The organism is Kiloniella laminariae (genome assembly GCF_027214005.1).
Lineage (GTDB): Bacteria > Pseudomonadota > Alphaproteobacteria > Kiloniellales > Kiloniellaceae > Kiloniella > Kiloniella laminariae_A.
In genome coordinates this window covers 473,359-494,354 of the sequence record NZ_JAPWGY010000003.1, presented here as the reverse complement: position 1 = coordinate 494,354, position 20,996 = coordinate 473,359, and the positions used below count along the sequence as shown (strand labels likewise).

General features: G+C 54.0%; 17 protein-coding genes. 4 read left to right on the top strand and 13 right to left on the bottom strand.

Translation table 11 applies throughout. From position 1 onward, the window contains the following. Window positions 1–30: 30 nt before the first annotated feature. From accD to O4H49_RS11350, 3 genes are all read left to right on the top strand, one after another. Entirely contained in the window at window positions 31–957 is a 927-nt protein-coding gene (gene accD / locus O4H49_RS11360; RefSeq protein ID WP_020590645.1) for an acetyl-CoA carboxylase, carboxyltransferase subunit beta, read from the top strand. Window positions 958–964: 7 nt separating this feature from the next. Further along, window positions 965–2,251 (top strand): bifunctional folylpolyglutamate synthase/dihydrofolate synthase, encoded by a 1,287-nt coding sequence (locus O4H49_RS11355; protein ID WP_269423536.1) that lies wholly within the window; start codon window positions 965–967, stop codon window positions 2,249–2,251. 152 nt (window positions 2,252–2,403) lie between these two features. Then, entirely contained in the window at window positions 2,404–2,598 is a 195-nt protein-coding gene (locus O4H49_RS11350; protein WP_020590643.1) for a tautomerase family protein, read from the top strand. 162 nt (window positions 2,599–2,760) lie between these two features. Here the strand turns inward: O4H49_RS11350 and trxA are convergent, their stop codons facing one another. From trxA to O4H49_RS11310, 8 genes are all read right to left on the bottom strand, one after another. Further along, window positions 2,761–3,084 carry a thioredoxin TrxA gene (gene trxA, locus O4H49_RS11345; protein WP_020590642.1) on the bottom strand — a complete coding sequence of 108 codons (324 nt, stop codon included), beginning with the start codon at window positions 3,082–3,084 and terminating at the stop codon, window positions 2,761–2,763. A 130-nt stretch (window positions 3,085–3,214) separates the two neighbouring features. After that, window positions 3,215–6,715, bottom strand: coding sequence for a double-strand break repair helicase AddA (gene addA, locus O4H49_RS11340; RefSeq protein ID WP_269423535.1), 3,501 nt, complete (start codon window positions 6,713–6,715; stop codon window positions 3,215–3,217). Continuing rightward, complete coding sequence (gene addB / locus O4H49_RS11335; RefSeq protein WP_331283759.1) at window positions 6,712–9,750, bottom strand: double-strand break repair protein AddB; 3,039 nt, start codon at window positions 9,748–9,750, stop codon at window positions 6,712–6,714. Before addB ends, addA begins: the two co-directional genes overlap by 4 nt. A gap of 9 nt (window positions 9,751–9,759) precedes the next feature. Further along, entirely contained in the window at window positions 9,760–10,521 is a 762-nt protein-coding gene (locus tag O4H49_RS11330; RefSeq protein ID WP_269423534.1) for a nucleotidyltransferase family protein, read from the bottom strand. Further along, complete coding sequence (gene tsaE, locus O4H49_RS11325; RefSeq protein ID WP_269423533.1) at window positions 10,522–11,028, bottom strand: tRNA (adenosine(37)-N6)-threonylcarbamoyltransferase complex ATPase subunit type 1 TsaE; 507 nt, start codon at window positions 11,026–11,028, stop codon at window positions 10,522–10,524. Between the two features lie 40 nt (window positions 11,029–11,068). After that, a complete protein-coding gene (locus O4H49_RS11320) occupies window positions 11,069–13,522 on the bottom strand; it encodes a PAS domain-containing sensor histidine kinase (protein ID WP_269423532.1) in 2,454 nt (817 codons plus the stop codon). Window positions 13,523–13,723: 201 nt separating this feature from the next. Then, complete coding sequence (gene ahcY, locus O4H49_RS11315) at window positions 13,724–15,019, bottom strand: adenosylhomocysteinase (RefSeq protein WP_269423531.1); 1,296 nt, start codon at window positions 15,017–15,019, stop codon at window positions 13,724–13,726. Between the two features lie 137 nt (window positions 15,020–15,156). After that, complete coding sequence (locus O4H49_RS11310; protein WP_269423530.1) at window positions 15,157–16,029, bottom strand: LysR substrate-binding domain-containing protein; 873 nt, start codon at window positions 16,027–16,029, stop codon at window positions 15,157–15,159. 142 nt (window positions 16,030–16,171) lie between these two features. Between O4H49_RS11310 and O4H49_RS11305 the strand changes: the two genes are divergently transcribed. Further along, the gene (locus O4H49_RS11305; protein ID WP_269423529.1) at window positions 16,172–16,852 is read left to right on the top strand and encodes an ureidoglycolate lyase; all 681 of its coding nucleotides are present in this window, start codon (window positions 16,172–16,174) and stop codon (window positions 16,850–16,852) included. 17 nt (window positions 16,853–16,869) lie between these two features. On the opposite strand, the gene ptsP is transcribed toward O4H49_RS11305, so the two are convergent. From ptsP to O4H49_RS11280, 5 genes are all read right to left on the bottom strand, one after another. Next, window positions 16,870–18,636, bottom strand: coding sequence for a phosphoenolpyruvate--protein phosphotransferase (ptsP, locus tag O4H49_RS11300; RefSeq protein ID WP_269423528.1), 1,767 nt, complete (start codon window positions 18,634–18,636; stop codon window positions 16,870–16,872). 76 nt (window positions 18,637–18,712) lie between these two features. Further along, window positions 18,713–18,979 carry an HPr family phosphocarrier protein gene (locus O4H49_RS11295; RefSeq protein ID WP_269423527.1) on the bottom strand — a complete coding sequence of 89 codons (267 nt, stop codon included), beginning with the start codon at window positions 18,977–18,979 and terminating at the stop codon, window positions 18,713–18,715. 49 nt (window positions 18,980–19,028) lie between these two features. Beyond that, a complete protein-coding gene (locus O4H49_RS11290) occupies window positions 19,029–19,433 on the bottom strand; it encodes a PTS sugar transporter subunit IIA (protein ID WP_026261189.1) in 405 nt (134 codons plus the stop codon). Window positions 19,434–19,588: 155 nt separating this feature from the next. After that, the gene (gene rapZ, locus O4H49_RS11285; protein ID WP_269423526.1) at window positions 19,589–20,488 is read right to left on the bottom strand and encodes an RNase adapter RapZ; all 900 of its coding nucleotides are present in this window, start codon (window positions 20,486–20,488) and stop codon (window positions 19,589–19,591) included. Window positions 20,489–20,531: 43 nt separating this feature from the next. Further along, window positions 20,532–20,996: an HPr kinase/phosphorylase gene (locus O4H49_RS11280; RefSeq protein ID WP_269423525.1), complete on the bottom strand. Its 465-nt coding sequence runs from the start codon at window positions 20,994–20,996 to the stop codon at window positions 20,532–20,534.

Here is a 20,996-nt window from a genome sequence, read left to right as displayed (position 1 = left end):
GCTAAGAGATAGAAAACAAGGCAGATCAGCATGAACTGGATTTCCAACTACGTTCGCCCCAAAATTCGCGCTCTGGTGCAGAATGACACACCGGACGATCTCTGGGTCAAATCCCCTGCTACGGGACAGATGATCTTCAAGAAGGAACTGGAAAAGAATCTCTGGGTTTGCCCCTATAGCGGTTATCACCTTCGCATCTCGGCCCGTGACCGACTGAAAACGCTGTTCGATGAAGGGGAGTACACCCTTGTTGAATTGCCCAAGACCATGACCGATCCTTTGAAGTTCAAGGATCTGAAGCGCTATACAGACCGGATCAAAGACGCCAATGCCAAGAACGAAGACAAGGAAGCCATTCTTGTCGCCCACGGTTCCATGGGCGGGATGCCCGCGGTTGTGGCTGTGTTTAATTTCACCTACATGGGTGGTTCCATGGGAACGGCCGTTGGTGAAGGTCTGCTGACCGCAGCAAGGCTCGCTGTACTGCAGGAAGCACCGCTTCTGGTTATCCCCGCTTCTGGTGGCGCAAGAATGCAGGAAGGGATTCTCTCCCTGATGCAGATGCCCCGCTCCATCGTTGCGGTTGATATGGTCAAGGAAGCTGGCTTGCCCTACGTCGTCCTCTTGACGGATCCGACCACAGGGGGCGTTTCTGCTTCTTTCGCCATGCTCGGAGATATTGCCATCGCTGAACCCGGTGCCAATATCGGCTTTGCGGGTAAACGGGTGATCGAGGAAACTATTCGTGAAAAACTGCCTGAAGGCTTCCAGACCGCCGAATACCTGCTGGAACATGGCATGGTCGACATGGTGGTTCATCGCCATGAACTGCGCGAGACCCTGATCCGGATTTTCAATCTTCTGACCCAGAAAGGCCCCGCAGCCAAAGTTCTGCCCCTCCGGGACAGTACAGAAGACAAAGCCGCAAAGCCCAAGGGCAATTCGAAAGCCGAATGAAATAATCATGCGTCGTAGTGATGTTGTGCTGGAACGCCTGAGCCTCCTGCACCCTAAAATAATCGATCTTTCCCTGAGCCGCGTCGAGCGGCTCTTGGAGCTTCTGGACCATCCTGAAAAGAAGCTTCCTCCCGTCATCCATGTTGCCGGAACCAATGGCAAGGGATCGCTCCTTGCCTATCTCAGGGCAATCCTGGAAGCAGGAGGCAAGACAGCACATGTCTACACTTCTCCGCATCTGGTCAAGTTTCATGAACGTATCAGGCTGGCTGGAGAACTGATCAGCGAAGAAGAGCTTGTTCGACTGCTCGAACGCTGTGAAACCGTCAATGGTTCTGATTCCATCACCTTCTTCGAAGTGACCACCGTCGCGGCTTTCCTTGCGTTCAGCACAGTCCCTGCAGATGCCCTGTTACTTGAAACAGGTCTGGGGGGACGTCTTGATGCCACCAACGTTATTGATCGTCCGGCCCTGACCGCGATCACCCCGATCTCCATTGATCACACCCAGTTTCTTGGCAATACAATCGAAGCCATCGCGGGTGAAAAGGCGGGAATTCTCAAGGCGGGTGTTCCCTGTGTGGTCGGCAAACAGTGCAAAGAGGCTCTTGCTGTTATTGAGAAAAAAGCGCGGGATGTCGGTGCAGAGCTTTATATCGAGGGAAGAGACTGGTCCATCACAGTCGAGCAGGAGGGCTTCCTCTTCAAGGGGAGGAAGGGAACAGCTCTCTACCCCAAGCCAAACCTGTTGGGACCACACCAGATCGAAAACGCCGCAATGGCGATCGCCTGTGCCGAAATTCTCTCAACACAGCTCGATCTGAAAAAAGAGCATATGGCTTCCGGCCTGACCCAGGCTATATGGCCAGGACGGATGCAACAGCTTCATGCTGGTGCACTTCCCGACTTGCTTCCCGATAATAACTGGCAGCTCTGGCTGGATGGTGGCCACAACGAATCAGCAGGCCTTGCCCTTGCCAGTTTTTTGCAGGAATGGCAGGACCAGCCGGTCCATATCATCTATGGCATGCTTAATACCAAAGCAGCGACGGATTACCTCCGCCCACTTGCACCGCTTGGGGATAGTCTGAGAGCAATCGAGATTCCCTTTGAAGCCGCCTCACTCAGTGCAGAGGATGCTGCTTCTCACGCCCGTGAAGCTGGCTTTGAGGCCAGCGCCTGCGAAACAGTCCAGCAGGCAGTAGAGGAAATTCTCACTCAGGAAAAGCCCGGCAGAATTCTGATTTGCGGCTCCCTTTATCTGGCAGGGCACATACTTTCCCAGAGCAGTTGAGCCTGACCGAAAACCGACCTCTGAAGAACAAAACGGGAGCAGAACCAATCCCCCATCTGCTCTCGTTTTATCACAGGTGAGGAGCGCTGGTTTCGATAGCTTTTTTACCTGTTTTCCGCTACTCTTGCAGAAGGTAAAAAAAGGTACAGGCTATGCCCATCATCCGTGTAGAGATGTTTCAGGGCCGTTCCCTCGAGCAAAAGCGTGCTCTGGTTAAAACCTTGACCGAGGAAACAGCCCGGATAACAGGTTGCAACAGAGATGCCGTTTATGTCGTCATAGATGATGTAAACAAGGAAAACTGGGGTGCTGGCGGAATTTTATGCACAGACAAAGCCCGCCACTAACACTCGCATATCATCGCTGTTACGCCTGATACAACAACCAGCTGACAAACAATTCGGCTGACGGGTAAGCGCTTCTCAAATAACAAAGCCCCGCAAATCTGCAGGGCTTTGTCGTTTCCTGGCAAAACTCTATAGAGTTTTGCCTTCAGCTTTTGATAACACTCAGGAAAGAGAGTTTTCAATCCACTCTTTAAGCTGGCCTTTGGCGATTGCGCCGACCTTCGTAGCAGCAACTTCACCATCTTTAAAAAGAAGAAGCGTCGGGATACCACGAACACCGTATTTCTGTGGTGTCATCGGGTTCTCATCAATATTCAGCTTGGCAATTGCGACCTTGCCACCCAGTTCAGCCGAAAGTTCTTCCAGAGCCGGGGCGATCATTTTGCAAGGACCGCACCATTCTGCCCAAAAATCCACCAGAACCGGAACGCTTGCCTTCAGAACATCTGTTTCAAAGGAAGCGTCGCTGATTGCGCTCGTTGCCATCTTGTACCTCTTGCCATTGTTGGTGTGTGTAGCCGACTGGTGACAGAACATCCCGTAAAGAATGTCCAGAGAATGTTCTCAGCCCGGCTCACAACGTCAGCATGAATGTAGGGATGCAGGTCCCCCAACGTCAAGGTGCATGTTGTGCAAGAATGCTGTCAGGTAACAGCATCAACCTGGCATCATCGGTCCAGAGCAAATGCACCTCGATCTCGTGATCCGGGTAAATCTGCTGCAAAATCATCCGGTAAGCAGCCATCTGCCGCAAATAGGCCCGATGAACCTTCTCTACTGAAAGGGGTGGTGGTCGGTTGGTTTTATAGTCAATAATTATTACTTTTTTCTCGGTTATAACCAGACGATCCACCTGTCCCGAGATTACCTCGACATCTCCGTCCCGTCGAACCAGGCCGACCACCGGGACTTCGGCCCGGCTGTCCGGGCCAAACAACGCCTGATATTCGGGGTGCCCAAGAACCGAAAGGGTCTCTTCCTGTAACCGGGTAATCTGGACTTCTGACAATTCATGAAGCGGCGAAGAAAGGAAGCGTCGGGCCGACTCCGCCCATTTATCTGGTTCCAGTTCCGGCAAGGTTTGCAGCAATCGGTGGATCAGCAATCCACGCCTGAAGCGGCTGTCATCTCCGTCCCCCAGAGGAGATCGTACCGGAGGTTCATCATCCTTGCGGCGCGAAGGTGCCAAAGGCTTTGGTGGAACCGGTTCCTGCTCAGGAACAGAAAAGGCCCACTGAGGCAGTGCCTGCAGAGCAGTTTCTTCCGCGCGCTCCCCCGATGTTCTTTTCACTTCCGCCGTCTGGGGATTCTCGACCAGCCAGCCCCGCGCGTCCCAAGGGCCTGTCGGATCTTCGGGGAAAGCAAAATTTTCTTCTTCTGCTGTCTCGGAAAGCGCGGCTTTTGCCAGGGCATACCAACTGTCTTCCGAAGGCTCTCTCTGTCCACACCAGCCACAGATCACCAGACGATCTTCTGCCCGGGTCAATGCAACATAAAGCAATCGACGATATTCACGGAGCCCTTCTTTGCGCAAGGCTTCACGCGCCGTTGAGATAACCGGGGTCTGCAAGGCGGCCCGGGGCGACCAGACCGGAATGTTGTCCTGTTCCCTGAGCCAGAGAACCCCGCGATCCGCCTGCGGGATCTGTGTTGTATCCGGCAAGATCACCAGCGGTGCCTGCAGCCCCTTGGAACCATGAACGGTCATGATCCGCACCGCATCACCGCCTTGTTCAAGATCTCGCTTGATTTCCTGCTCGCCGGCTTCAAGCCAGTGTAAAAAACCTTCCAGGGAAGGTGTTTCCTCCCGTTCGTAAACCAGCGCAAGAGACAGAAATTCCTCTATGGGATCGCGGGCATCCGGTCCCAGCCGGGCCAGCAGTTTCTTCCGCCCGCCAAGCGGCCCCAGAATGTGCGAGATCAGCTCAAAGGGTGGTGTATAATCAGCACGGGCAAGAAGACCATTGAGGAAACCTGCCGCTCTGGCGCAATCAGCATCCTGTCGCGCCCGATCACGCAACACCGACCAAAGGGTACCTTTACGATTGTGTGCCAGGGCAAAAAGCTGTTCTTCCCGCAACCCCAGCATCGGCCCTTTCAAAACAGTCGCCAGGGTCAGGTCGTCATCCGGCAGCAGGAGAAAACGCCCCAACGCAATCAGATCCATCACCGCCATCTGGTCGGTCAATACCATTCTATCGACCCCGGACACCGGAACCGAAAGAACTTTCAACTCACGGACCAGTTCTTCGACAAAAGCATTGCGTCGCCGAACCAGAATCAGAACATCACCAGGCCGTATACGCCGTCCCTTGGCTGGTAACTGGCAGAGCGGATCAGTCGCTCCGGCCTCGGACCGGGTCCAGTAGTGAATCCGGCGAGCCAACACCATCGCCAGACGAGCGCGGGATTCCATTTCGGCTTCCTGAGCCAACGGCAGGGTCCAGGGTGTTTCTTCCCCGGCTGCTTCACTGGCAATCAGGGGCCAGAGTTCAACCCGCCCTGCCTGTCCCAGCCGGACTGGCTGATGATTTAAAGGCACGGATTCAAACGAGACACCATCCGCCGCGACTGCCGAGGCAAAGACCTGATCGACAACCCCGAGAACGGCAGGGGTTGAGCGGAAGGAAACATCAAGACTGATCCGCGCCAGCTTCTGCTCGGCTGCAACCGCCTTTTGCTGGAAATAGCGGCGCATTTCCTCAAACTTTGCCGGATCAGCCCGCTGGAAGCTGTAGATCGACTGTTTGACGTCACCAACGGCAAAGATTGTCCGAACGACGTCTCGCGCCCCCTCCCCGGTGAAAAATTCCTCGCAAAGCGCCCCGACCACATCCCACTGTTCCGGATTGGTGTCCTGGGCTTCATCAATCAGTACATGATCCAGACCACCATCCAGTTTGAAAAGCACCCAGGCAACGGCACGTTCTCCCCGCAACAGGTCCCGAGCCTTGAGAATCAGATCATCATAATCCAGAAAAGCCCGAGCTTCCTTATAGCGTTCGTAACGTTTGAGGATCGATACCCCCATCAACAGCAATGCTATTGTCGCTTCGGCAACCGCGATCGCATTGCATTTGATATTGACCCGGATCAGACGCTCGATCTCGCCCATAAGGATGTCTGGAAGATCTGGCAATACAGCAAGCGCGCCTTTGGTCGCCAGACGGCTGCGCGGCTCTCCCGCCTGGGTAAAAAAGACACCCGTATAATCAGTATAACGCTGACGACGCACCTGTGGGTCTGCCTCAAGCCAGCTTTTGAGAACCCGGCCCCGTTCCTGATCAGATTTTGCCCCCTGCAAAAGGGCATCCGCCGCCTGTCCAAGCACAATCACATTAACCAGACGATCACTGCAGGCATCCAGTAAAAGCTCTTCAACCCCGACATCTTCGGGGGCATCAAGGACTTTGTGAACTGCCTGCTTCAATCCGGACAGATTCCCGTATTTCTGCAGCAATATGGAAATGCGCCCGCGCTCACGGATAATCTCCTGGACCAACGGACCAAAGGACTGTTCCTGGGTATAGGCTGTCAGGCAGGAAAGAGCTTGCGTGACCTCTTCCTCGCTCACTCCCCCCCGCCCCGAGAGAACATCTTCCCGCGCTCTGGTCAACAGTTCTGCAGCAGAGCGATCATCAAGAATTTGAAAATTGGGGGCAACCCCGGCCTCAAGTGGAAACCGTCCCAGAAGGGACTGACAAAAGGCATGAATGGTCTGAATTTTCATGCCACCTGGTGTATCAAGCACCCGGGCAAAAAGCCGACGTGCTGTAATCGCTTCGGCTTCACTCGGCAGGCGCCCCAACAAGCTCGACAGCTCCCGCAACAAGGCCTCGTCTGCAATGGTTGACCACTGCGCCAGCTTCCCTGACAGGCGGTTGGCCATTTCTGCCGCAGCCGCTTTGGTAAAGGTCAGGGCCAGAATTTTTCCCGGTTCAGAGCCACTCAACAACAGGTTAAGAATTCGATCCGTCAGAACCTTGGTTTTACCCGCCCCGGCAGAGGCTCCCACCCAAACTGACGCCGTCGGGTCTGCGGCCTGCCTCTGTTCTCCTGTCGCTTTATCAAGGATTTCCTCTATTCCTGCAGGGGAAGTTTTCTGCTCGATACTCATGCTTCGCCCTCGCTGCTACTGGCCCATTCCTTGACCCGGGCGAGATGCTCATAATCATTATAGATCAGCGCCTGCTTCGGTCGCGGCCTCGCTGCATAAGGCGTTTCTTCGTGATCAAATTCGGTAATCAGATCCAGCAACCCCTCCAGTGCCACTGTTGCCGCTTCAGCAATGCTCTCGCCACTGCTGCGTTGTCCCAGTGCTTTCTTTTCTTCTCCTGCAGGCTCCCCACCGGTCAAACGCCAATAGAGCAGTTCCGTTACGGCATCCGAAAAGTGTCCGAATCCTCCTTCTGCCGCAATCGCTGCCTCCAGCGGCAATTGCGGCGACAGCCCCTGAAAGACATTCTTGCTGCTGGGAACCGTTCCGGTTTTGTAATCGAGAATAGCCAGTCCGCCCCTGGCCAGTTCATCAATCCTGTCTGCCTTGGCAGTCAGGACAAAATCTCCGGCTGGCGCCTGTAAGGTCAAGCGTCCCGTTACCTCCACATGAGACCGGGAAACCTCTTTCCGGCGGGCACTCTCCTGCTCGACAAACCATTTGGCAATGCGCTGGAACCGGGGCCACCAGAACGCCCAGATTCCCGGTCGATCACGCACAGAAGAAAAAACCTGTTCGCCAATGTGTAAAAGTCGTGCTTCGGCATCATCGGGCCAGGCATCAGGATATTGTTTGAGAAACAGTTCCAGTGCCTTGTGAATCAGACTGCCCTTGTCCGCCCCCGATGGATCCGCATCAATCGGGTCCAGTTTGCGCAGTTTCAAAATCTTCTGGGCATAAAGTGCGTAGGGGTCCCGCATCCATGTTTCGATCCTGGTGACTGAAAGCTCTCGAGGACGGGCACTTACCGGAGGACGCGGCGCAGGTGGACCAATTGCAATCCGCTCTTCCGGCAAATCCAGTGTCTCCGCCCAATGACGCCATTGGGCGGCTTCGCGCTCCAGAAGACCTTTCAGGCCCCGACCTTCCAAGAGCGCTTCCATACGCAAAAGCCACCGCGAGGGAACCGTCGGGGCTCCTTCTACCTTTTCCGAACGGGTAAGAAACACCCGTGGCGCACAAAAGGCCTGGACAAAATCCTGCGCCGAAAGACCAATTTGCTGTTCGGGTTGCGGCAAACCAAAATCCCGGCGCATGGGGCGGCTCATCCAGGGGCCGGATTTGGTTTCGGCAGGCCAGCTGCCTTCGTTCAATCCACCAAGAATGACCACATCGGCATGCTGCAAGCGGGCTTCGATCGCCCCGAGAATACTCAGACGCGGATGCGCCCCGAAAGGTGCCCGCACCGCACGACCAACCATCAGTGCCGCGATCATTTCCGGATAGCGATGGGCAGAGACTTCCGGGGCATCCCCCGCCGCTTCACGCAATTCGGCAATAAATTCAGCCGTCGCTGTCCCTTCATCCCCTGCCCAAAGACGTTCCGCACCGCTCTGATTATCCGTAGCAGAAAGCTGTTCAGCAAAGGCAACATGAGCATCGATCAATGCACGGAACGATCCTCCCTCAGTCCCCGGGTTTTCCGAAAGTTTTTGGGAAAAATCTTTCGCAATCCCGGCCAGCTTCTCCACAAACAACCTGAGTTCTTCATCAGGATACCGATCCTCGTCTGCCTTGAGCGCCTTTAACAAGCCGGAAAAACCAGGCGTTGGGCGGACACCACGCAATACCGCCATTTCCAGCCGACGGAGAATACGGTTAAACACGCCGGGCTCCATCCCCCCGCTGCAAAGGGGATGTTTTAAGGCTGCCAGAAGTTCAATCGGGGCAAGTCTGGAAACCATCATCTCAGCTGTAAGGCGCAGGAAGACTGCCGGAGGGGCTTCAGGCAAAGGTGCGCCCGCAGAATCATCAATCCGAATTCCCCAGCGCCCCATTTCGGCCGCAACCCGGCGGGCCAGATTTCGATCGGGTGTCACAAGCGCTGCCGTTTTTGATGGGTCTTCCAGAACCGATCGCAGGATCAGGGCAATGGCCAGAGCTTCTTCGCCAGACCCGGGACAATCCAGACGCGTCACACCTGCCAGAGCCACCTCAAAAGTCTTCTCGTCCGTACGCTCGATATAACCCTGCCATTCCGTTGTCGACTGGGCAGGCCGCATGGCTGTCTGGATAAAGGCAACACGGGCATCATCTGCCCGTCCCGTGCTCTCATCTGACCAACAGCCAATTGAGCTACGCTCAACAGCAAGCCTGGAGAGAAGAACCGACAGGCCATGCTGTGGATGAGAACTGTCTCGCAAGACCTCGCTCCACACCTTGTCATCGGCCTGCAGATCAATACCCGGCAGGATAACCTGTCCCTGGGGCAGGCCCGCGACAACCGCAATCAAATCAGCCGCCGCCGGAATAGAGCCGGTCGAGCCAGCAACAATAACCGGGTGGTCTGGTGGGGAGGACTGCCAATGGGCAACCTGTGCCTCAAGCAAACGCCGTCGCCGCTCCGCAGAACCGATTCCTCCGGTTGCAGCTTCAACTGCAGGCCAGACCCGGGTCAAAATCTCCAGAAACTCCAGAGTAACCTTCCAGTGCTCAGCATACTCCGCAGGCACCAGCGTTGCCAGATGACTGAAATTCAGCCCTTCCGTTTCAACCTGATCCAGAAAGCGTCCCAGCTCCCCCGCCAGACGCACGGCCTGGTCTTCCGGCATCCGGCTGTTATCTTGCTGGTTAGCCTGGCTTTCCGACCACTTCAACACCAGCTGGCTCAGCAACAGCTGCCGTTTCAATTTAGGCAGTTCCGGCGGCAGATCGGCTGCCAATTCACCCCCGACCCCAACATCTGTCGCCGAGATCAACAATTCATCCGGATCAAGATCCCCCAGAGGCAGTAGCCGGGGCAGGATCAGGGCCCGCCCCTGCGATGCTCTCAAGAAAGCCAGCTGAAGGCTGCGGCAGGCCCTGCGTGTCGGCAGCAGGATCATCACCCGGGACAGTTCAAGAGGGTCATGACCCCAGCGTTCAAGGACACCTTCGGCCAAAGCATCGACAAAGGATACATTCGAAGGAATGGTAAAGATTTGCCCGGCCATCATGTTTACTTCCTAGAAGAAGTCAGAGGGGTTGCTTCTGTCTTTCAGTCTCTCTTCTACCTCGACCAGGCCTTCGGGGGTTCCGACATGGAACCATTCACCTTCATGGCGCAACCCGTACAGACGATCATTTTCCAGCGCCCTGTCATAAATCAGATTCAAGGAAAAGGCTCCAGCAGGAACCTTGTCAAACAGCTTTGGATGTAAAATCTGGATACCCGCAAAAACAAAAGGAGCCTGCTGTAACTCTTGTCGGCGGACCAGCCGACCAGAGGGCTCCATAGAGAAGTCACCACTTCCTTCGTACCCAACAGCTCGACAGGTCGGATGCAACAGCAGCAGGGCATCCATAATTTCAGGATTCCAGGCTGCCATCAGCCGTTCAAAAGCAGGCTCAGCTCCCTCAAGCCAGCAAACATCGCCGTTAACGACGATAAATGGCTTTTGTCCCAGTCTTGGTAAAGCCAGGGCAACCCCCCCACCGGTTTCAAGCAGGACATCCTCTTCCGAAAGAGACAGGCCGGGGTCATTTTTCGCCCCGATAAAATCCCGGATCTGTTCTTTGAGATAAAAGGCATTGACCACAATCGATGCGACCTCTGCAGCCTTTAACCGGGCAATAATTGTCTCCAGCATCGGTGTGCCCAGAACCGGAACCAGAGGTTTGGGCAATCTGTCCGTAATCGGGCGCATACGCACGCCTAATCCGGCGGCCAATACCATTGCCGTCTTGATCCTCCGGTCTTTGTCCTGGGGAACCTGCATCTGCGTCATTTACTGCGCACCATCTTCTGCAAAAAGCGGGGACAGACGCGATAACCAGCCTGCCTCACCATGGAGGGATATTTTTCGGCTGGTTTCCCCTTGCCCGTAACTCAGCTTTACCATCAAACGGTTTCGCGGCATGAATCGTCCAAGTTTTTCAGGCCATTCAATCAGGCAGATTGCCTCGGCAAAAGCTTCTTCAATGCCCAGTTCGAAAGCTTCTTCCGGTTCCTCCAGTCGATAGAGGTCAAGATGCCAGATCTGTGCCTCCTCCCGGTCATATACCTGAACCAGCGTGAAGGTTGGACTGGGAACTTCTTCGACTTCATCCTGGCCTGCGCTGGCTGGAAAAGCATTGATCAGAGCCCGTGAAAATGCCGTCTTTCCCGCTCCGAGATCACCATCAAGCGCCAAAACATCTCCCCCCCTGAGCAAGGGGGCCAGTCGCGCTGCAAAAGCCTGGGTTGCCTGTTCATCCTGACAGAGTACCTGTCCGATTTCCTGATCTCCTGCCACCTTACATCCCCATAATAATTCCGGAAAATTTTGACCGCTGTTATTGCTCATTTACAGGCGGTTCATCTGCAGCAAATTTATCCAGCGCACTGGTGATACTACGGATATTTCCCGAGGTGATTTCCTGCTCTGGTGGCTTGATACTTTTTTTCTTTACATCCTTGTCATCAAGCAACGGGATATGACAGATGACCGTGGTCCCTTCGTTAATCTCGGACTCCAGCTCAACCCATCCTCCATGCAGTTCAACCAGACTTTTCACCAAAGACAGTCCAAGGCCGGCCCCGGCCTGTTTGGCATGCCCCTCACCTCGTTCAAAGCGGTCGAAAACCCTTTTATGATCTGCCCGGCCAATCCCCACGCCGCTGTCTGAAACCGACAGACGCAATTCCGTATCCTTTCGGGCCGTAATGGTGACTGTTGCGCCTTCGGGCGAGAATTTCACGGCATTGATGAGCAGATTAAAGAGCGCCTGGGTCAAGCGGCGTTCGTCAACAAGAACCGAACCGATGTCATCGCTGCAATCAATATCTATCTCGACATTGCGGTGGCGGGCACGTTCATGTCCGATTGTGTGCAGATGTTGCAACATCTGGTCGACCTTGACCTCGGCCAGATCAAGATAAAGATATCCGGCTTCGATTGTCGCCAGATCAAGAATATCGTTGATCAGTGCCATCAGGCGATGCGACGATTCCACGATAGCCTGACTGTATTCCTTCTGCCGTTCATTCAGTTCACCAAAGAACTGGTTTTCCAGTATCTCGGCAAAACCAACAATCGCATTCAAGGGTGTACGCAGTTCATAGGATACATTGGCGATAAATTCGGTCTTGAGACGATCAGCGGTTTCCAGTGCCTCATTCTTTTCCAACAATGCGCGCTCGACGGTAAAGGAATCCGTCACATCCAAAAAGGTCAGCAAGGAAGCTCCATCAGGCAACAGAACCTGGGCCCAGTCCAGCACGACACCATCGGCCCGGACCTTGCGTCCGCTCCTCGCCTCCGGCTCACAGACCCGGGCAACCATAAACTCCTGCTGGGCTTCCCATTCCTCGTCATTAACATCAAACAGTTCTCGTCCACGTGCCACAACATCGCGGACATGCGGTTCGGTTTTGAGGAACTCTTCCGGCTGCTTCCAGATCTGGGCAAAGGTCGGATTAAACAGTTTCAATCGTCCGTCTGCACCGTAGACCGCAACAGCTTCATAAAGCTTGTTCAGGGTTTCGCGCTGTACAGCTGTCAGGGTGTTATAGGAACGTTCCAGAGCAAGCCGGTCGGTCACATCCTCAACTGTTTCCAACACACCGCCAAAGGGGTGAGCCGTCGCGACGGAACGAAGCGTTGTTCCATCTGTCAGATGCATCAGCTCCTCTACCGGTTCGATCATGGTCCGATATTCCCGCAGGCGTTGCTGCTTGAATTCGGGGAAGTTGGCATATTCAGGAAGACGGCGGTTTTCCCGCAGACTATCAAGAACCTCGCTGAGCATCGGTTCCGACCGCAAGAACTCATCATTGAGTTTGAAAAGCGTGGCATAAGCGGAGTTGAAAAACTTCAACCGCTGGTCCGGCCCGTAGATAGAAATAGCAATGCCGAGATTTTCCAACACCTGGGCATGGGCATTGATGTGGCGACTCAATTCGCCTTCAGCCTCTTCAAGTCCGGTTTTATCCAGGGCAAAACCGATCAGCGAATTATCATCTAATGCTTTCTCGCAAATCTCCAGCAGACGTCGTTCCCCGCCAATGATCGCATGTTGCCTTTGCGAAACCAGCTCTTTTGTCGCCAATGCTCGCCGGGCTAGGTCAAGTGCTTGTCCTGCCTTGGAACGATCAAGCAATTCCAGGTTTTTTTTAACCGCTTCCGCCGCGTCAACCTCAACGATTGCTGCATAATACTTGTTGCAATAGGTCAGGGACAGGTTGCCATCCCGCATCCACACCGGCAGAGGCAGATTGTCAAGCAAATCGCCCGAATGCCGTGAGTTGTCGCGAGCAGTTTGAATCTGTCTTTCCAGATCACTGATGTCCGAAAACCACACCACATCCGCGACAGGCTGACCGGTAAAGGGTTCGATCCGCTGACCGGAAATACGATAGGTTCTGCCTTTGGCTGGCAAGGTCAGGGTAAAGGGTTTCCCCGCTCCTCGCAGAGATTCAACAGCTTCAATGAGGGCATTCGGCTTGGTGCCACCGCGCTGAAACAGAATGGAGACAGCGTTAAAATCTATCTCGCCGTGATCAAGACCGAACTCCCGGATCAAACCCGCGCTCGCCCTGGGTTTTTGGTCCTTGTGCGAAAAGGTCAGGCAGCCCAATGGCGCAGCCAGAAGTGCCGCGCGGTCAAGACCAGCCCGAGACTGAAGTTCCTGAAACTTCTGTTGCGCCATCATCCAGCGATAACGATAGGCAAAGACGAGAACTGTCGCCCCGATCAAGATCATAAAGGCAAAAAACAGACCCGGCAGATAAGCCGAAAATGACGACACCGCGTTCCCCTCAGTAAATCCGGAAGGAATATACCATCAGGCACCCCCAGCCAGCAGAACATTCCCTTGAAGACCCGTCCGGCCTACAGCCGATACAGCTTAACCAAGTGTAAAGATTTTATTCAGATGGAACAAGGCGTTGAAACAACAAGGGGGCGCAGAATAATCTGCGCCCCCTGATCGGTTCGATTATCTGCCAGCTTAATAGCGGTAATGATCCGGCTTGAAAGGTCCTTCAACAGGAACCCCGATGTATTCTGCCTGCTCCTGACTCAGCTTGGTCAGCTTCACACCAAGTTTGGCGAGATGCAGTGCAGCAACTTTTTCATCAAGGTGTTTCGGCAGGACATAAACCTTGCGCTCGTAATCTGCAGCGTTGTTCCACAACTCGATCTGCGCCAGCACCTGGTTGGTGAAAGACGCAGACATCACGAAGCTCGGGTGACCTGTTGCACAGCCCAGGTTAACCAGACGTCCTTCAGCCAGAACGATCAGACGTTTACCATCCGGGAATTCAACCTCGTCCACCTGATCCTTGACGTTGTGCCATGTCAGGTTGCGAAGGGCAGCGATTTGGATTTCGGAATCAAAATGACCGATGTTGCAGACAATCGCCCGGTCTTTCATCGCCCGCATATGATCAATGGTAATGATGTCTTTGTTACCAGTTGTCGTGACAAAGATATCACCCAGCGCAGCAGCATCTTCCAGCGTGGTGACTTCATAGCCTTCCATCGCAGCCTGCAGGGCACAGATCGGATCGATTTCTGTTACCAGAACCCGGGCACCCTGTGTACGAAGTGATGCAGCAGAACCTTTACCCACATCACCGAAACCGCAAACGACAGCGATCTTTCCGGCAATCATCACGTCAGTTGCACGTTTGATCCCGTCAACCAGTGACTCACGGCAGCCATAGAGGTTGTCGAATTTTGACTTGGTAACTGAATCGTTCACGTTAATGGCAGGAACAGCAAGTGTGCCTTTTTTCACCATCTCGTAAAGACGGTGCACACCCGTTGTTGTTTCTTCGGAGAGGCCCCGGACATCTTTCAGAAGCTCAGGATACTGATCGTGCATCATAACAGTCAAGTCACCGCCATCATCCAGAATCATGTTGGGGCGCCAGCCGTTTGGACCTTCAATTGTCTGCTCGATACACCAGATGAATTCTTCTTCGGTTTCTTTTTTCCAAGCAAAGACAGGAACCCCGGTAGCTGCGATCGCAGCAGCAGCCTGATCCTGAGTCGAGAAGATATTACAGGAAGACCAGCGGACTTCAGCACCAAGCGCAGTCAATGTTTCGATCAGAACAGCTGTCTGAATGGTCATGTGCAGACAACCGGCGATGCGCGCACCAGCCAAAGGCTTGCTCGCCCCGAACTCTTCACGCAGAGCCATCAGGCCCGGCATTTCGGTTTCGGCAATGGCGATTTCCTTACGACCCCAGTCAGCCAGGGACATATCGGCAACTTTGTAATCCGTAAATTCAGTCATTCTATCACTCTCATCAAAGAAAATATCTCTACATAAAGAATTCTTTATGTTGTAATTTGGCAAAATAGATAACAGCCTTGGGGGTAAATGGCAACCCGTTTTGCCACCGCCACCTATTCGGGCGGCTCTTGCGCTGGTTAACTGGCTCCCGCTGTTTCTCGGGCCAGCGAGACAAAAGCTTCCACCGAACGCCGCTTGATCTGGCTTTTCAAACAGATAACCATATCCCTGTTGCTGTCACGTAACTCATCAATGAGCAATGCATGGGTTCGATTGTCTCCCCAGACCTCATGTTCAAAAAGAAATCCGATCCCCAGCCCCACCGCCACAGCCTCGCGGACGGCCTCCCGGCTGCCCAGTTCAAGCATCTCTTCATAGGCAAGCCCCTGTTGTTTCACAGCAAGATCCAGAACTCTGCGCGTATTGGACCCACGTTCCCGCAAAATCAATTGTTCGGCCATCAGTTCAGCAAGCCCGATCCGCTTGCTTTTTGCGAGGGAATGTTCGGCAGGAACCAGAGCAACCATCGACTGAAGGGACAGGTTATCAAGAATCAGACGGTCGTCTCCAGCACAGTTCGCCGTGATGCCGACATCACCTCTTTGGGCGAGAATGTCCTGCCGGACGGACTCGGCATTCCCAAGGCTGACAGAAAGTGTCACCCCTGGATAACGTTCCCGGAAGGCAGCGATCAGGGGCAAGGCAACATGGGGGCCGTCCGCTGCAATCTTTAAATGCCCCCTCTCCAGAGCAGAGGAGGCAGAAAGATGCTCCTGGATTTTCTCTTCCTCCAGAAAAAACTGCCGGGTCTTGTTAAACAGCTGCTGCCCGTCTTCTGTCAGCAAAGCCTGTCCACCACTGCGGTGAAACAGGGTCAAGCCATAGGTTTCTTCAAGGCTGCGCACCTGAATCGTTACCGCAGGTGGGGTCAGTTTTAAAAGCTGGGCCGCGCGGGAAAAGCTGCCCTCCCTTGCCACAGCATCAAACGCCCGAAGCTGACTGTGTCGCATGCCGATTTTACCCCCAAAAACCACAGAGATTAAAAAAATTTAAATTTATAATACAGATTATTTAATTTGATTGTCCGCCCCTGCCTTTGCAAGCTGCAATATCACGGCCAAACGCTTCATCAGGAAACAAAGGTACCATCACATGGCGACAAAATATCCAGATCGAAAAAAGGGCTTCGATTACATGGCGCCGCCTGTACCGGGCGAGTTACCGCTGTTCGACATCCCCCTGGTCAGAGCAACCCCGGAAAGCCTCGAGGGATTTGGTACACTTGTCACCGATTACATGACCCACCCAGTCGAAATTGTTCGTTGGCCGGCCCAGGGATGGCGTTCCATAGACGAGGGAACCGGGGATGAAGCCGGGCATCTCGAAGGTATTTTCGAGTTCTGGTGGGAAGGAGATTTCCTGCTCGGAGAAAACATGGCCGTCAAGGACCGTTATATTCTTGGCTGGTCCGAGCTGCCGGCAAAGGCCAGGAGAAACAATCCGGACTCAAAACGCGACCAGCTCCTGATCTGGCACGCCAATTACCATCCCGACGGTGCCCAGCTGTTTTATCCGCTGGACAACCGCCCCTTTGTCACAGCCCTGGCCAAAACCGGAGATGACATGCAACCCGAAGACTGGGTCGCCTTTTATTGTGACGGCAGTGCTGGAATTTGTATTCATCCGGGAATCTGGCATGAAGCCATCACACCGCTTTCGCCAAGGTCACGCTTCTACGACAAACAAGGTGCCGTTCATGCCCGGGTCAGCTGCAACTTCACCGAAGAATTTGGTGTCTTCATGAGAATTCCCCTCACACCTGATGATATCTAGGCAACAGGGTTAGGCAATCAGCTGGTGAAACGTTCGTTGTAATCCTGGAGAAGCATCGCGATACGGCCCGGATCATGCTGGGTCATGATGGTTTCTGCGCGGCGAACAGCTTCGGCCATATCCAGTTGTAAAATACGGTTCTTCACACGGGGCAAGGCATTGGAACTCATGGAAAGATCGCGGACCCCCAACCCAAGTAGCAGCGGCACAAAATTAACGTCCCCAGCAACCTCACCACAAACCGATACAGGAATATGCGCCCGTCGTGCCGCCTCCACGGTCAGGGAAATCAGCTTCAGAACCGCGGGATGCAGGGGATTATAAAGGTACGCCACCTGTTCCTCTGCCCGGTCAATCGCCAGTGTATACATGGTCAGATCATTGGTGCCGATGGCAAAAAAATCGGCAACTTTAGCCAGTCCGTCAGCAAGCAGTGCAGCCCCTGGCACTTCGATCATAATTCCGAGAGGGGGGAGAGGATCTGCAATCCTGATATCGCGCTGTTTGAGCTCCTCGGCCACTTCCATCATACAGCGGCGAACCTCACGCACCTCCCCCGGGTGCGTCACCATCGGCAACAAAATCCGTAAGGGCCCATGTGCACTGGCGCGCAAGATAGCCCTCAACTGCGTCTCGAGCAGATCCCGGTGTTTTAACGATAACCGGATCGCCCTTAATCCCAGAGCCGGGTTCAGCGATTCACTTGGGGCAGTTCCCAAAGCGGAAACTAGCTTTTCCCCCCCTGCATCAAGGGTGCGGACCGTCACCGGACGCCCCGACATACCATCAATGATTTCAGCAAGTGCCTCATACTGTTCCTGCTCTGTCGGCAGCTCGTCCCGGTTCATGAACAGAAATTCAGTACGCAACAGCCCGACACCTTCAGCACCATTGGCTACGGCCTGCCCGGTCTCTCTTGGCAGTTCCACGTTTGCCTGCAGAGCAACCCGGTGATCATCCTTCGTAACCGCAGGAACATCGCGCAGGCGGGCAAGAGAGCGGACTTCGCGTTCGATATCCTTTTGTCGGCGTTTGTAATCCTTGATCCGCGCCTCGGTCGGATTAACAAAAACAAGACCGTTGGTGCCATCAACAATAATTGTCTGGCCGCTTTCAATCCCGGCCAAAAGTCCAGGTACCCCGAGGACTGCAGGAAGACCAAGAGACCGTGCCATAATCGCGGTATGACCTTCTGGTCCACCAAGCACCGTTGCAAAGCCCCCGATCCATGCTGGATCCATCATGGCAGTATCGGCAGGGGTAATTTCTTCAGCCAGAATCACCGAATTTTCGTTGAGACCGGAATAAGAGTCGGTTTCTATCTTGCTCAGATTCCGGACAATACGGTGTCCCACTTCCCGGACTTCATGGGCTTTTGTCCGCAGATAGGGATCCTTGATCGAGGTGAATTTTCGGGCGATCTGCCCTACCTCAGCCATCACAGCAGCTTCAGCGTTTTTCTGCCCTGTCTGAATCCGGGCCTTGATTCCCCCGATCAAACTGCTGCTTTTGAGCATCTGGACATGGGCATCAAGCAGGTAGCCGAGCTCTTCTGCTGCCGTACCATGGAAATCCAGGGCCTGGCCCTGCAGCTTGGAAACCTGATCAAGCGCCCGTTCTACCGCCTCGGCAAAACGGATCAGTTCAGACGGAATTTTTGCCGTCGGAATCCTGTATTCCTGGATCTGGATATCGCTGGCTTCACTGACGTAGGCAGGCCCAATGACCACGCCTGGAGAAACAGCGAGACCTTCAAAAATCCTTTCGCCCTGATTCTCTTTCACGTCGCTTCCCTAACTTCTTGCCTCTATAAAAACGCTTCGCCCAAACTGATATTGCCGGACAGTTATCCTGTCGGATTTAATCCTCATCAAACTTGTTGGCCACCAGTTCGATCAAAGCTGCCATGGCGCTCTCGGCTGAAGGCCCCGCTGCCGTCAATTCGATTTCACACCCCGGCGCAGCCGCCAGCATCATCAACCCCATAATAGAGCAACCGGAAACAGCCGTATCATCTTTACGAACCGTAACATCCGCCTCAAAGCTTTCTGCCAGTTTGACAAATTTGGCCGAAGCCCGGGCATGCAGCCCTCGTTTATTGAGAATGGTAACTTTCCGCGTCAGCACTCTTGTCCCCCCGCCGCAATATCCAGCTTTACCTTCCGGTAACCGAGGCCTAGGCCTTGTCTCCCAGAAGCTCTGAAGCGACGTGAATATATTTCCGTCCCGCTTCCTGAGCTTCCAGAACTGCGGCCTTCATTTTTTTACACTCACGCAATCCGGCCAGCTTGATCAGCAGTGGCAGGTTCACACCGGCAACCACCTCAACATTGGCCTGATCCATCACCGAGATCGCCAGATTAGATGGTGTGCCCCCGAACATGTCCGTCAGGATCACAACACCCTGACCATCATCCACTTGCTTGACCGAACTGAGGATATCCTTGCGGCGTTGCTCCATATCATCATCTGGTCCGATACAGACCGTCGCAATATGGCTCTGTTCGCCCACGACATGTTGTAATGCCGCCACGAATTCGATCGCCAGGTTACCATGAGTAACCAAAACCATCCCTATCATGCCTTCCCTTTCCTCAGGCGCTTTCCCTTTATTTCGGAAAACTAGCAGCTTTCCCGGTCATCGTACAAGATAAAGCCTAGGGTCAACTCAATAAGACCGCATCCCGGCTCAAGGAAAACTCCCCAAGCTGCGGCGCTTTCTCTGTTTGTCAGGCCTCAGCGATAACGGTCAGGCTCACGATCAATGTCGCGATGGGTAATAATAACCTGTGACCATATCTTACCCAGATGTCGACCCAGCCACTCCGTCAACGCAACGGACCGATGTCGGCCACCGGTACAGCCAATGGCAATGGTCAGATAGTTTTTGCCTTCCTGTTGATACCGCGGCAACAGCGGCAGGAGCAGTTTCTTGAGGCTGTCGGCAAATTCCGTGTAGTCAGGATCTTCCCGAACATAATCCGCAACAGCCTTATCGCGCCCGGTCAACCGGCGCAAATCAGGGTCATAGTGAGGATTACGCAGGAATCTGACATCAAACATCAGATCAGCTTCACGGGGCACCCCGAAACGATAGGAAAAAGACATCACCTGGATGGTCATGATTCCGCTTTCTTCCAGCCCCAGAAGGGCCGTTAGATTTTGGCGGAAATCAGCTGTGGTGGTGTCCGAACTGTCAATCACATAGTTGGCCCGGGCCTGAAGCGGTGCAACCAGCCGGCGTTCAGCCAGAATACCATCTTTCAGGGGGCGGTCCGCCGAAAGAGGATGACGTCGGCGGGTTTCCTTGAAACGGCGTTCCAGCACATCGACCGAACAATCAAGGAAAACCAGAGAAACATCCAGTTCCGTATCACTGTGCAGTTTTTCGATATGTTGCAAAAGCGGGCTGGCAGAAAAGTTGCGGGAACGGATATCAATGCCGACAGCAAGCGGGCGCTGACGGCGTTTATCCCCGATCACAACATCCAGCAAATCCAGAGGCAGGTTATCAATCGCTTCAAATCCGTGATCTTCCAGAACCTTCATTGCTGTTGAACGGCCCGCTCCTGAAAGCCCCGTTACCAGAACAACACGAAGGGGATCTTTTGTCTGCGCACTCTTGTTATCCGGCATGACAGAGAATCCTGTTTTGATAATCATCTAAAAGAACAAATAGTTACCTATCTATATCACTGTCGGGTCGGGTCATGGCAAGTACCAGCTTGGCAAGGGCCGAAGCTTCAAAGCTATAGAGCGACATCTTCGGCAGAGAAATACCCAGAATATCGATCCACGCCGGTTCGGGCAGACGCTCAACTCCGCCCTGAGGGACCAGATCCACGACAAGCTTAACAGGGATTTCCTTGCAAAAAGGAAAAGAAACCAGCCCGAGACCCCGGACTTCAAGGCGCCCGGCAATAGTCAGCGGAGGACTGGCGAGTAGCTGCTCATCCCTGACAAGCAGCGATGTCTGGTCATCTGAAACCAGCATGGCACAACCTTCATGCAATGCCCGAAGCGCCAGATCTGATTTGCCGCTGCCCGAAGGGCCACACAACAAGACTCCGATCTTTTGTCCGGCAACATCACCCACCGCTTCAAACGCCAGACAGGTTGCGTGAATCAACTGCTGAGGGGCCAT

Excerpts from the sequence above, each read along its gene's own strand:
- accD (WP_020590645.1), top strand. The coding sequence starts at position 31 with ATGAACTGGATTTCCAACTACGTTCGCCCCAAAATTCGCGCTCTGGTG.
- O4H49_RS11355 (WP_269423536.1), top strand. The coding sequence starts at position 965 with ATGCGTCGTAGTGATGTTGTGCTGGAACGCCTGAGCCTCCTGCACCCT.
- O4H49_RS11350 (WP_020590643.1), top strand. The coding sequence starts at position 2,404 with ATGCCCATCATCCGTGTAGAGATGTTTCAGGGCCGTTCCCTCGAGCAA.
- trxA (WP_020590642.1), bottom strand. The coding sequence starts at position 3,084 with ATGGCAACGAGCGCAATCAGCGACGCTTCCTTTGAAACAGATGTTCTG.
- addA (WP_269423535.1), bottom strand. The coding sequence starts at position 6,715 with ATGAGTATCGAGCAGAAAACTTCCCCTGCAGGAATAGAGGAAATCCTT.
- addB (WP_331283759.1), bottom strand. The coding sequence starts at position 9,750 with ATGATGGCCGGGCAAATCTTTACCATTCCTTCGAATGTATCCTTTGTC.
- O4H49_RS11330 (WP_269423534.1), bottom strand. The coding sequence starts at position 10,521 with ATGACGCAGATGCAGGTTCCCCAGGACAAAGACCGGAGGATCAAGACG.
- ahcY (WP_269423531.1), bottom strand. The coding sequence starts at position 15,019 with ATGACTGAATTTACGGATTACAAAGTTGCCGATATGTCCCTGGCTGAC.
- O4H49_RS11310 (WP_269423530.1), bottom strand. The coding sequence starts at position 16,029 with ATGCGACACAGTCAGCTTCGGGCGTTTGATGCTGTGGCAAGGGAGGGC.
- O4H49_RS11305 (WP_269423529.1), top strand. The coding sequence starts at position 16,172 with ATGGCGACAAAATATCCAGATCGAAAAAAGGGCTTCGATTACATGGCG.
- O4H49_RS11290 (WP_026261189.1), bottom strand. The coding sequence starts at position 19,433 with ATGATAGGGATGGTTTTGGTTACTCATGGTAACCTGGCGATCGAATTC.
- rapZ (WP_269423526.1), bottom strand. The coding sequence starts at position 20,488 with ATGCCGGATAACAAGAGTGCGCAGACAAAAGATCCCCTTCGTGTTGTT.
- O4H49_RS11280 (WP_269423525.1), bottom strand. The coding sequence starts at position 20,996 with ATGGCCCCTCAGCAGTTGATTCACGCAACCTGTCTGGCGTTTGAAGCG.